Source organism: Hanstruepera ponticola, assembly GCF_012931685.1.
GTDB lineage: Bacteria > Bacteroidota > Bacteroidia > Flavobacteriales > Flavobacteriaceae > Hanstruepera > Hanstruepera ponticola.
Genome location: NZ_JABANC010000001.1, coordinates 1,003,112 through 1,016,296, shown reverse-complemented (window position 1 = coordinate 1,016,296; position 13,185 = coordinate 1,003,112). Strand labels below are relative to the sequence as shown.

The following is a 13,185-nucleotide window of genomic DNA, read 5'->3' as shown; positions in this document are numbered from 1 at the left end:
TTAAAAAGTTTAGAACGGTAAATCGTCTTCTGGTAAATCAACTTCTGGTTTTGGAGTAATTGGATCTTGCTTTGGTTGAGAACTAGAATTACTTTGCTGATTAGAAGCTGTATTAACACTTTCGTTTTTGGTAGTTAAAAATGTGAATTCTGTACATTGTATTTCGGTAGAATAGCGATCATTACCACTTTCATCTTGCCATTTTCTGGTTTTTATTCTGCCTTCAATATACACCTTATCACCCTTGCTTACGTATTTTTCAAAAATTTCAGCAGCTTTGTTTCTGACAACAATATTATGCCATTCTGTATTGGTAACGCGTTCGTTAGTTTGCTTGTTGGTATATGTTTCATTAGTTGCTAAAGGAAAACGACCAATACAACCACCTCCTTCAAAATAATGCATTTTAACTTCATCTCCTAAATGCCCAATAAGCATAACCTTGTTCAATGTTCCTGACATAGTATGTTTTTATTTATCTGGCAAAATTAATCAATTGCCATTCATAAACTTAAATTTAAGAAAAAAATATGATTGCCCTTAATTTCAAATTAAAATTTAAAGGTGTCTATAAAATTTTTAATTAAAATTGGCGTAGGATAATCATGTATATCTTTCACTGAAATGCCTTTATCAGGCAATCTATCCGTAGTGATAATCCAAAATTTAGTATGTAAATGTTGATGGGATAATTTATGAACTATACTTTCTTCATTGAATAGACTAATATCATTTACTTTAAATTCAATCATAGTCTTTAGTTCTTCGTAGGTCAATGATTTATTAGATTCAATTAGCGGAAACTGATATAAGTTTTGCCAAATACCTTTATCCTCTCTTTTCTCTAAAATTGTCTCATGGTCATTATTAATGTAAACTAAATAATTAAAATATTTTTTAGTTGGTTTAGAGGCTTTAATTTTTATTGGAAGCAATGATACTTTCTGTTCCAAAAAAGCTTGACAAGATTTGTTCAACGGACAAATCAAACAGTCTGGATTATTCGGTTTGCATTGCATGGCACCAAACTCCATGATGGCCTGATTAAAATCTGCTGGATTTTTTCTGTCTATAATTTCTTGTGCGAGAGCCTTAAATTCTTTTTTCCCTTGCGTGCTATTTATTGGTGTATGAATCCCATAATAACGTGACAAAACTCTGTAAACATTGCCATCAACTACAGCTGCTACTTCACCAAAACAAATAGATGCTATAGCACTAGCCGTGTAATCACCAACTCCTTTTAGTTTTAAAAGATCCATATAATTATTCGGAAATTCACCATCTAATTCAGAGGCTATAAACTTCGCAGACGCATGTAAGTTCCTAGCTCGTGAATAATAACCTAGACCTTGCCACAATTTTAAAACATGCTCTTCATCTGCTTTTGCCAAATCGAACACATTTGGATATTCACTTACAAAGGCTTCATAATAAGGTAATCCTTGCTTAACTTGAGTTTGCTGTAAAATAATTTCAGATAACCATATATAATATGGGTTTTTGGTTCTTCGCCATGGTAATTCACGCTTGTTGTCTGAATACCAAGATGTTAAAATTTTCGTAATATGCATTTGACGTATATACTAATTGCAAAAATAATCGTTTATATTCTTAAATTTTAATGAATTAGGTTTGAAATATTGAATATTAAATTCCTATATTTGCAACCCTTTAAAAGATTAATAGTAACAAAAAAATATTTAAAATGACGAAGGCTGATTTAGTAGCAAAAATTTCTGAAAAATTAGGAATTGAAAAAGGCGATGTACAGGCAACTGTAGAAACATTCATGGACGAAGTAAAAACTTCATTAGAAAGCGGTGATAACGTTTATTTAAGAGGTTTTGGTAGTTTTATAATTAAAACAAGAGCAGAAAAAACTGGTAGAAATATTTCAAAAAATACAACTATCAAAATACCAGCTCACAATATACCTGCATTTAAGCCTGCAAAAGTATTTGTTGAAGGTGTAAAAACAAATGTAGACGTTAAATAACAATATTAAATTAATAACCTTAAAAGAAGAAATTTATGCCAAGTGGTAAAAAAAGAAAAAGACACAAGGTAGCGACGCATAAGCGTAAAAAAAGAAGACGCGCAAATCGTCACAAAAAGAAAAAATAAACTGAAAAAGTAGTTGTTCAACTACTTTTTTGGTTTTAAAATCAAAACGTTCTTTGATATTGAGTTACTCTATCGTGTTACCTTGCGTAATGAGTTACTCCACGGATTAAAAATCCTGTGAAGAATATAGTATTAATCCATCTGTCGCACCTTATGTGTGATGGATAAAAGTTAACTAAATGGATAAAGAATTGATTATTCGTTCTGGTTCAGAAAATGTTGATTTTGCCTTATTAAAAGATGGAAGACTAGTTGAATTTCAAAAAGACAAAGGTGGTAATAACTTTTCTGTTGGTGATGTGTTTATAGCCAAAATAAGAAAAGCTGTTCCAGGCTTAAATGCTGCTTTTGTAAATGTGGGCTATGAAAAAGATGCCTTTTTACATTATCATGATTTAGGACCTAAACTACCTTCACTTTTAAAATTCACAAAACGTGTAAGCACAGGTAAACTAAAAGATTATTCTTTAAAAAATTTCCCATTTGAAAAAGATATTGATAAAGACGGTAAAATAAATGACGTCTTAAAATCAAATCAATCTACTTTAGTACAAATAGTAAAAGAACCTATATCCACCAAAGGACCTAGAATTAGTTCCGAGCTTTCAATAGCAGGTAGATATATTGTTTTAGTGCCTTTTTCTGATAGAATTTCTATTTCACAGAAGATAGAGGATCGTGAAGAAAAAGATCGCTTAAAACGCCTTGTAAGAAGTATTACACCTCAAGGTTTTGGCGTTATTGTTCGTACCGTAGCAGAAGGCAAAAAAGTAGCAGAACTAGACAGAGATTTACAAAACTTGTTAGGTCGTTGGACCGCAATGTGTAAAAAACTAGACAGAGCCCATCATCCAAGTAAAGTATTAGGAGAACTCAATAAAGCCTCGTCAATTTTACGAGACATTTTTAATGATTCCTTTACTAGCATTCATGTTGATGATGAAGAGCTCTACATTCAAATTAAAGATTACGTGCATGAAATTGCACCAAACAAAGAATCAATAGTTAAGTTGTATCAATCCAATGTTCCTATTTTTGAAAAATTCGGGATAGAAAGACAAATAAAAACATCTTTCGGAAAAACCGTTTCTATGGCAAAAGGTGCCTATTTGGTTATTGAGCACACTGAAGCATTACATGTAGTAGATGTAAACAGTGGAAACCGTTCAAACAAAGCTAAAACTCAAGAAGACACGGCATTGGAAGTAAATATGATTGCTGCTGCTGAAATCGCAAGACAATTACGTCTTCGTGATATGGGTGGCATCATAGTTATTGACTTTATTGATATGACAAAAGCTGAAAACAGAAAAAAGCTTTATAATTTCCTTCGTGATGAAATGAAGGATGATAGAGCGAAACATAAAATTTTACCGCCAAGTAAATTTGGCTTGGTACAGATTACAAGACAACGTGTTCGTCCTGAAATGAACATTAAAACGCGTGAAGAAAATCCAAATGCCATTAATGGCAAAGAGATAGAGGCTCCTATTAGTATAGTGCCAAAAATCACACATGATCTTGAACAACTTATTAAAAAAGACTATAAAAAGCTGACTTTAAACACACATCCTTTTATAGCAGCCTTTTTAACTAAAGGTTTTCCATCAATTCGTTCAAAATGGTTTTTTGAACATAAAAAATGGGTGAAAATTTTACCAAGAGATGCTTACACATATTTAGAATACCACTTTTTTGATAAAGATGGTAATCAAATTAAATAATACAAAAGCCTTACTCAATTGAGTAAGGCTTTTTTTATGAGTATAGTTTAATTAATTAATTTTGGTTAGGACCGCCACTAACAATAATAAATTCTGAACGTCTATTCATTTGATGTTCTTCTTCAGTACATTTAGATCCACAATCAACCTTTAGTTCATTTTCTCCCTTACCAATACCCGATATTCTGTTGGCATCAATGCCTTTTGAAATCACATATTGAACTGTAGATTTCGCTCTTCTATCAGATAGTTTTTCATTGTAATTAACTGAACCTCTACTATCTGTATGAGATTCGGCCAAAATCACCATATCAGGATATTTATTCATCACTGCAACTAATTTATCTAATTCAAAAGCGCCTTGTGATGTAATGTTAGACTTATCAAAATCAAACAAAATTGGGTTTAATACCACGCGATCTTCAACTATTATTTTATCAATTGGTTTTAACTCTAATTGTAAGTTAACCTCTTCATCTTGACTACCAGCAAAACTCAACGTATTACCTTCATAATCTGGCAGTGTACCTGAAATTTCCAATGACTTTTCACATGTAACCTCGTAAGAAACTTGCCCTTTATCATCCGAAGTTTCGGATAATACGATACGGTCATTAGAATCTTTTATAACTACTGTGGCTCCAGAAAGTGGCTCTCCTGTTTCACTATCAATTACAGAAGTTGTTAACATCACGTTACAAGGTTCCAAACGCTTTACACCATAGATGTCATCACCACCTTTTCCTCCAGGTCTATTGGATGATACAAAGCCTTCTTTGGTTTCTTCATTGATGGTAAAGGCAAAATCATCAGAATTACTATTAATGGGTACACCCACGTTTTCAATAGTTCCTGATTCAGATACAAAAAACACATCTAAACCTCCTAATCCTAAATGGCCATTGGAAGAAAAATATAAGGTATTTTCTGAACTGATAAATGCATATTTTTCAGATCCTTCAGTATTGATTTTATCTCCTAAATTTTCTGGTTCACCAACCGTTCCATCACTATTAACTGAAACCTTGTATATATCCTCTAATCCAAAACCTCCTGGCATATTGGAATGAAAATATAGTGTTTTACCATCTGCACTCATAGTTGGAGCGCTTATATTATAATTTTTATTATTTATATGAAGTGGTTCAACATTACTCCACTTATCACCATCTTTAGTTGCCTTGTATAAATATAAGACACTGAATTTTGATTTTGAATCTTTATCTTTTTCGTAATCTCCTTCAAAATAGCTCTCACGAGAAAAATACATGGTATTTCCATCAGGGCTAAATGCTACTGTTCCTTCGTGGTGTTTTGTATTAATGTTTCCTTCTACTAAATCAGCTTCTTGGTCTTCATCATTTAATGTTAATGACACTTGATATACATCTAAATAAGGCTCCTCATTCCATCCATAATTACGTCTTGCATTATTTCTAGCCGATGCAAAATAAAGAATTTCATTATTGACTGTACCTCCAAAATCAGATTCTTCAGAATTAAATCCTAAAGTTTTTAATTCATATTTCTTCTCGCCTTCCAATATTCCAGGAATAAAATCTGGGTTATTTTTAAAAGCCTTTGCTCGGTCATCTTTGGGATTCATATCAGCAAATTTCCGCATCCATTTACTGGATTCATCATATTTCCCATTTGCTTTAAGCATTTGAGAATAATTGTAGATTGTTTCAGAATCTTGCGACGTTTCTAAAGCTTTTGCATACCATTTTTCTGCTTCTTCAGTAGCAAATATTTTATAATTGGCATCTCCTAATTGTTTGTAAACGTATTCATTTGCTTTCCCATTCTCAACTAATTTATTGTACGCTTCAATAGCATCAACAAATTCCAGTCTATTGAATAATTTATCAGCAGTTTGAGTATCTTTATTTTGAGCAGTCACTGTTAAACCACTCAATATTACTAGCGTTATAAGTATTTTAATTTTTTTCATAATGTTTAGCTTAAGTGGTTAGAAATAACGTGGAGAACGTGAAACTTTCTTTGTAAAACTGAAATCAAAGTTTATAAATATCTCATGAGATGATGTGGTTGCTATATTCAAATCAGAACGAATGCTATCATAAGCATAACCAATTCTTAAATTTGGAGCTACCATAAAGTTAATCATACCACTAAAAGAATCTTCTAGCCTATATCCTACACCTACTTCTACAATATTGTACATAAATAGGTTTGCGTTTAAGTCAAAACTTACAGGAGCATCAAAAGCCACTTTTAATAATCCATGTGGCTTTAAAGCAAAGTTATCTGACAGATTGAAAACATAACCAGCTGCTGCAAACAAGTGCTGTGTTTCAGAACCTACTTTAGTTCCGTTTGTAGCGTCCAAATGAACTGAATTCAGCATGTTTGGCATAGATACAGAAATATAATATTCATTAGGTTTATAAAAATAAACACCAGCACCAACGTTGGGTGTGACAGCATCCACATTTTCTTGTAAAAAAGGATCGTTAGCATCAATTACATCCAACCCAATTAATCCTATTTTATGAAACGTAGCACCTGCCTTTACACCAAAAGCCAATTTATTGTCATTGCCTATAGGAAGAGTATATGAAAAATCTGCATAGGCATTATTTTCTCTTACTGGGCCTATTTCATCGTTAATAAAAGAGAAACCTAATCCTACCCTTCTGCCAACTGGAGCATGTACAGCGAGCGTTCCGGTATTTGGAGCTCCATCTAAACCAACCCATTGACTTCTATAAAGCGCTCCAACTGCAATGCCATCATAAGAACCAGCGTAAGCTGGGTTAACAACATTCATGTTATACATATACTGTGTATATTGAGGATCCTGTTGAGCCTGTGTAAAAGAAACAGACAATACAAATACTAAAATTATATATAGTTTTTTCATCATTAAATTTTCGTTGTGTTCTATTATTTATTGATATATACCCATGAAGTTCGTTCTTTACCTCCTTGGTATTTCATTACATAGAAATAGGTTCCAACTGGTAACTCATCTCCATTATCAGCAACACCATTAAATTCGTTTGTATAACCATTCGTTTTACTATAAACTTTCACCCCATTTCGGTTAAAAACTTCTAGACTACTAACATTGTAACCACTTAAATCAAAAGAGTCATTAAAACCATCATCATTTGGCGTAATAACTTGCGGAATAATACATTGCAATGCAATAAAAGATTCTGTTGTACTTGTAGGACAAGGACCAGATGTAGTATATTCAATAGAATATTCAGTATCTCCCGTAGCACCTTCAACCAATCCAGTATCCACGTTAATTGTAGCACCATCTCCAGGATCAGGATTAAAAGCAAATGTTCCGCCCGTGTCACCAATTATTTCAACTTCAGCACCTCCACACACTGCTGTAACGGCAAACGTAGCATCTTCAGCTGATAAAGGAGTAACAGCTTCAAAACTCGATGATGGACATTGTCCATTGGTTATATACTCAATCATATAAGTTTCTCCAATTACCCCTCCAGAAACAGTTCCTGTTGCAGGATCTATTGTTGTTCCATCTTGAGGATCAGGATTTAATACAAACGTCCCTCCTGATAAACCTGTTACGGTAGCTGTTCCTCCATCACAGGTTGCTGACATAGTGAATGAAGCATCGTCTTGAGGTAAAACAGTAAATGTTTGAGAACTTATCGCTGGACAAGTACCTGCAGTTGTGTATTCAACAGTATATGCTGTTCCTACCATACCATTGGTAACATTACCAGTAATTGGGTCAATAGTAGCACCATCTGTTGGCACAGGATTAAAAGCAAATGAACCTCCCACATCTCCAGTTATAGTAATTAACCCACCATCACATGTTGGTAATACTGTAAATGAAGCATCTTCTCCTGGTAGTAATGTTGTGTTTATGATATTTGAAGCACATCCTCCAGGTACGATATATTCTACTGAATACGTTGCTCCTGGAGTTCCTCCAGAAATAACGCCTGTCATTTCATCAATTACAGCACCATCTGTTGGTGCAGGGTTAAATACAAATGTACCACCCGAAGTACCCGTTACTGTGACGGTTCCTCCTTCACAATCAGGTGTAAATGAAAGAACAGGTTGAACAGCAGTTAAACTTATATCATCAATCGCCAAATCATTTCCACATCCTCCAACTCCTTGATTCAATAATACTAATTGAATTTGTGAATTACTCAAAGTATTAAAGTTTAGTTGATATTCTTGCCAATTAGGGTTGGATTCATTTTGAATATCACCCGTATTCACTTCAGTAATTAAATTACCAAATTCATCTTCTATTCTGAAAGTAACATTAGAAGGAACGCCTGTTCCTGGACAAATAGCAGTATCAATATCATAAACTGTTGTAATCCACGCACTAAAATTATACTCGGTGTTAGAACTCACAAAAATAGATCGTCTATAAAACTCTCCTGCAGCATTGGAAGCATTAACAACAAACATCAATCCATCAGTATCTCCTGATGTATGATCCTCCATATCATGCCAACCAGTGTTAAGGTCGGTTGCGTTATTATTCAAAGTATATTCTCCATCTTCAACTTGAGTAAATTCGTTAAATGTATAATTGGTGTATGGAGTAGATTCCCTATCAGGGCTAGTTCCAAAATCTTCCATAAACCCACCACCTACAGTCAACGTTGTCAATACTTGAGTAGAAGAACTAGGGCAATCACCATTTGTTGTGTATTCTATTGTATAATCAGTTTCAGGCATACCTCCCGTAACCGTTCCAGTATCAGGGTCAATCATGGCTCCATCTCCTGGTTGAGGATTAAAAGCGAATGTTCCACCAATAACGCCAGTAACCGTAGCTGTTCCGCCATCACAAGCAGGTGAGATTATAAATGAAGCATCATCAGCTGATAATATGGTTACATCTTGTGTACTTGATGCTGGACACGTTCCTGTTTCTGAAACAATATATTGAATAGTATATGTTTCGCCTGAAACCCCATTAGTTACTTCACCAGTATCTGGGTCAATAACAGCACCATCTCCTGGTTCAGGGCTAAACTGAAACATACCTCCTTGAGTACCCGTAATTGTAGCAATAGCTCCATCACATGTTGCTTCAACAGTAAAGGACGGGTCATCAGTGCTATCAGTAATTACTTCTACCGTAACATCATCGGTTAATGTAGCAGTACCTCCTGTACATAACTCATAAGTAACAGTAGCAGTATAGGTAGTTGTAACTGTAGGGGAAACTGTAACTGTTTCAGTATTCCCCAATGAGGTAGTTCCATCAAACCACTCAAATGTATAATTAGGTGTTCCTTCAGAAGGCGCAAAACGCCAGCTTTCAGGTTGATCAGGAGTTACCTCCCATACACCTGTATTCCTTCCTGGAGGTGTAAAAGCTGTATCTCCAGCAATATTTTGAACACCAACTACAGCGCGTCCTCCATTCCAGCCAGAACAAATTGGTTTTTCAAAAATATTGACATCAATGTTATTTGAAGATTCATAAAGAATGATTTGTGAGCTAGAAAATAGAGTTTGATTACATGCAGAACTAAAGTGAGCTACATCTGTATAGTTCACAACAAACATTCTATATGGTGCCGTACCAATTACTAAATAATTGATGTCTCCTGAAACACCAGGGTCAATATCATGACCAACACCAAAAATATTAGCTTCTGCTAAAGTTGGATTGGTATTATTTGGCAATAAATCTCCGGCAGCCATTGCCCAACCGTTGCCAGTTTCAGCATTTTCTAATTCAAAAGATAGTACACCATTTGAACCAACTAATAATTGGGTATAAGTATCACCAAAAAAGCAAAATTCAAAACCAATGTCTATAACTTCAGACCAGCGATCGTCAATATCTAAACTAGTTGGTGTTCCACCAACAGTTGTTGGAAGTGGACAAGCATCCAAACCATTAATAATATAAGTATTGGTATCCTGGCCAAACAAATGGTAACTTGCTTCTAAATCGGTTGATTCTTCACAACCAATGGTAACGTCCTCACCAGCATAAATGATTGAACAAGGGTTAGGTGGTGGTGGACAAATAAACGTTATTGGACTACTAATCACATCACAAGTATCATCATCTGACTTAATTGTTGTTATGGTAACAACAGTATTGGCTGCATATGGACCCATTGTTACAATTCCTATGGTATCAGCAGTCTGTGGTGCGCTGCCTTGATCATCTGATACTATAATCGAAGCTGAACCACTTAAATCGGTAATATTTACTTCAATTACAAAATCTGGATTATCAGGATCTGTTTCACAATCACCAACAGCATTAAAACTAACAACTTGTGGAATACATATTGTTTTAAATGATGATTCAGTACAATCTGTATCTGCTGGTCCATTATCGTTATAAGGAATAACTGTCACATAATATTCAGTAGCATTAGTTAAGATCCCTGGATCATAGGTAAGCACATTTCCAACATCAAAATTGTCAACCACATCAGTTCCTCCGGGAGTTGTGCCAATTGAAATAGTGTAACCTGTAACAAAAATAGAAGCTGCACTCCATGTAATATCTGTGTCAATCGCCACATCAATAGTATCATCAGCAGGCACTAAAACTTCAGCATCGCAGTTTGGAACAGCAGTAGCATCGAAACATGTAACATCAAAATCCCAAGGAGCATTTGTTGATCCTGCGCAACTTATAACGCCATCTGAATTAACGCCTATTGTAATGGAATCACCAGAAGATATAAAAACCAGACCTGATAAATCTCCTCCGTTGTCACCTTGGAAAATAATTGTTCCATCTGAATCAGTAACAATTAACTCATCCCATCCTGCTTCAATCCAACCAGCATTGAAGAATACAACCAATTGAGAACCATCGCTACTTGCAAAATTAAATTCCATTGTATCATTCCCTGCATAGCAATAGGTTGTATTTATAACTTGATTAGATGCGCAATCAACTATTTGATTAGGATCATCTCTAGTTGTAAAACTTTCTTCAATACAGCCCGTTGCATTACCATTATCATTATAAGGAATTATAGTTACATAATAAGTTGTTGAAAAGTTAAGAACACCAGGCTCATAAGTAAGTACATTTCCAACATCAACACCATTTAGCACATCAGTACCTCCTGGTGTAGTACCCATATTTATGATATATCCAGTAACTAGAACTGATGCAGCACTCCATGTTAAATCTTCATTTTCATTCACGTCAATAGTTCCATTTGCAACTTCGCCTGTTAAGGTAGCGTTACAGTTAGGAACTGATGTTGCATCAAAGCATGAAACTGTAAAATCCCATTGGGCATTACCAGTACTTTGACAACTCACTGAACCATCAGAGTCAACAGCAACAGAAATAGAATCTCCTGAAGATAAAAATGACAGTCCAGTTAAGTCTCCTCCATTATCTCCTTGAAAAATTATAGTTCCATCAGAATCAGTAACAATTAATTCATCCCAACCTGCTTCAATCCAACCCGAATTAAACACAACCGATATTTGAGAACCATCATTACTGGCATAGTTAAATACCATGGTATCATTTTGCTCATAACAATAAGTAGTATTAATAACCTCTCCATTGGTACAATCCAACACTTGGTTAGGGTCGTCCCTTGTTGTAAAGCTCTGTTCATTACAATTAATCGCAGGACCATTATCATTATATGGTACAATAGTTACATAATATGTGGTTTCATAATCTAATGTCCCCGGATCATAAGTTGTTGCTGGTCCGTTGTCAAAACTGTCTAGTATATCTGTCCCTCCTGGTGTAGTTCCTATCGAAATTGTATAACCAGTTACAATGATTGAAGCTGAACTCCACGTGATGTCTGTGTTTTCATTAACATCAACCGAACCATTCGCTGGTGTTGTTAATACTGAATTACAGTTTGGTACAGCCGTAGTATCTATACAGGATACATCAAAATTCAATGGTGTATAACCATTAGATGCACAACTCACTGAACCATCACTATCTATCTCTATGAATATAAATCCTGTTGTGGAATTAACAGAAACACCTGTCATATCTCCGCCATTGTTGTCATCATATAATACTACTCCTGTGTTATCTGTACCATCATAAATGGTAACCTCATCACAACAGCCTTCCATTTGTCCAGCATTAAAAAACACGTTCATTGGACCACCATCTGAACTTTGGAAGTTCCAGGTCATCGTCTCATTGTTATCATAACAAAATACCGTGTTAATTGGTGTGCCTGCTGCACAATCTACTGGTGCATTTGGATCAGCTCCTGTTGTAAATGAAAACTCTTCACATCCTTCTGCAGGTCCATTTGCATTATAACCTAATACTGTTACATAATAAGTAGTTGAATATTCCAAAGGTGCCGCAAAATTGAAAGATGTGGATAAACCTACATCTTGATTATCTACCACATCTGTTCCGCCTGGAGTTGTACCCACAGTCAATGTATAGCCTGTTGGAATACCTGAAGCTGCACTCCATTCTAAGTTAGTGTTAATTCCAACACCATTTGCACCATTGGCTGGTGTAATTAGATTCACACATGAAGGTGGATCTACAACAACCTGTGTTGCCGTAACGTTATCTATATATATGTAATAAGTTCCTTCTAACCAAGTTGCATCTATGCGCAGCTTGAAGTCCGAGCCTGTTGGTAAATCAGCACCATCAACAGTGGTACTAAAATTAAAGCACTCGTTAGACGTAATATGATTATCATCATTGATTGTTTCAATGGTTGTCCAATTGCCACCATTATTAGTGGAGTACTGTATGCGAATTTCACCCCAACCAGGTGGTGTGGCATCAGTAGCTGCTGACCAATCGACTATTTTGTAGTCGAATGTAACGGTCAGCTCACTGGCGTTAGAGGCTCCAACAATGTTGGGTGAAGTTAGGTGGGCAGTAGTATTGCCGTCAAATAAGTTTGCTCTTGGTGAGAGTGTCTGACAAACTTGAACTACAGCTCCAAAATAATCTCCAGAATCAGACGTCCAACCTGTTGGTAGAACCAATCCGCTGTCGAAATTCTCAGTTAATCCTATTTGAGAGAACCCACAAAGTGAAATCAACCCAAATAAAATGGAAAATGTAAATTTTTTCATTGCTATTAATCAATAAGTTAGTTAGTTGTCTTAAATCATTTAATATCAACTGATTAAGACTTAAATAAAATTTAAAAAAACTTATAAATCATATTAGATTTAGTCTGTTTTATCTTTTCAAAAAAATTAATCCTTAAAATTAGGAATTTTTATGTCATGAATAAACAAACCTATAGTTAATAGACTAACGACAAATTTAATCGTTAAAGTGAACTTCCTTTATTTCTATTAAATCCCACTACTTTATAGAAGGCAAAAAAAAATGCCT

7 protein-coding genes are annotated in these 13,185 nt (G+C 34.9%); 2 read left to right on the top strand and 5 right to left on the bottom strand.

From position 1 onward, the window contains the following. Positions 1 to 9: 9 nt before the first annotated feature. Together HGK31_RS04445 and mutY are read right to left on the bottom strand one after the other, a co-directional pair. The gene (locus tag HGK31_RS04445; protein WP_191858652.1) at positions 10 to 462 is read right to left on the bottom strand and encodes a single-stranded DNA-binding protein; all 453 of its coding nucleotides are present in this window, start codon (positions 460 to 462) and stop codon (positions 10 to 12) included. A gap of 89 nt (positions 463 to 551) precedes the next feature. Then, complete coding sequence (gene mutY / locus HGK31_RS04440; RefSeq protein ID WP_191858651.1) at positions 552 to 1,574, bottom strand: A/G-specific adenine glycosylase; 1,023 nt, start codon at positions 1,572 to 1,574, stop codon at positions 552 to 554. 134 nt (positions 1,575 to 1,708) lie between these two features. On the opposite strand from mutY, the gene HGK31_RS04435 reads away from it, so the two are divergent. Then, positions 1,709 to 1,999 (top strand): HU family DNA-binding protein, encoded by a 291-nt coding sequence (locus tag HGK31_RS04435; RefSeq protein ID WP_044626974.1) that lies wholly within the window; start codon positions 1,709 to 1,711, stop codon positions 1,997 to 1,999. Between the two features lie 307 nt (positions 2,000 to 2,306). Then, positions 2,307 to 3,851 (top strand): Rne/Rng family ribonuclease, encoded by a 1,545-nt coding sequence (locus tag HGK31_RS04430; RefSeq protein WP_104735343.1) that lies wholly within the window; start codon positions 2,307 to 2,309, stop codon positions 3,849 to 3,851. Between the two features lie 55 nt (positions 3,852 to 3,906). Here the strand turns inward: HGK31_RS04430 and HGK31_RS04425 are convergent, their stop codons facing one another. Genes HGK31_RS04425 through HGK31_RS04415 form a run of 3 tightly spaced genes read right to left on the bottom strand, consistent with a single transcriptional unit; the run spans position 3,907 to position 12,917 of the window. Beyond that, complete coding sequence (locus HGK31_RS04425) at positions 3,907 to 5,805, bottom strand: OmpA family protein (RefSeq protein WP_191858650.1); 1,899 nt, start codon at positions 5,803 to 5,805, stop codon at positions 3,907 to 3,909. Positions 5,806 to 5,823: 18 nt separating this feature from the next. Continuing rightward, entirely contained in the window at positions 5,824 to 6,741 is a 918-nt protein-coding gene (locus tag HGK31_RS04420) for a PorP/SprF family type IX secretion system membrane protein (protein WP_317045760.1), read from the bottom strand. Between the two features lie 20 nt (positions 6,742 to 6,761). Continuing rightward, the gene (locus tag HGK31_RS04415; RefSeq protein ID WP_191858649.1) at positions 6,762 to 12,917 is read right to left on the bottom strand and encodes a T9SS type B sorting domain-containing protein; all 6,156 of its coding nucleotides are present in this window, start codon (positions 12,915 to 12,917) and stop codon (positions 6,762 to 6,764) included. Between the last annotated feature and the right edge of the window lie 268 nt (positions 12,918 to 13,185).

Coding starts and splice junctions, on each gene's coding strand:
- HGK31_RS04445 (WP_191858652.1), bottom strand. CDS start 462: ATGTCAGGAACATTGAACAAGGTTATGCTTATTGGGCATTTAGGAGAT.
- mutY (WP_191858651.1), bottom strand. CDS start 1,574: ATGCATATTACGAAAATTTTAACATCTTGGTATTCAGACAACAAGCGT.
- HGK31_RS04435 (WP_044626974.1), top strand. CDS start 1,709: ATGACGAAGGCTGATTTAGTAGCAAAAATTTCTGAAAAATTAGGAATT.
- HGK31_RS04430 (WP_104735343.1), top strand. CDS start 2,307: ATGGATAAAGAATTGATTATTCGTTCTGGTTCAGAAAATGTTGATTTT.
- HGK31_RS04425 (WP_191858650.1), bottom strand. CDS start 5,805: ATGAAAAAAATTAAAATACTTATAACGCTAGTAATATTGAGTGGTTTA.
- HGK31_RS04420 (WP_317045760.1), bottom strand. CDS start 6,741: ATGATGAAAAAACTATATATAATTTTAGTATTTGTATTGTCTGTTTCT.
- HGK31_RS04415 (WP_191858649.1), bottom strand. CDS start 12,917: ATGAAAAAATTTACATTTTCCATTTTATTTGGGTTGATTTCACTTTGT.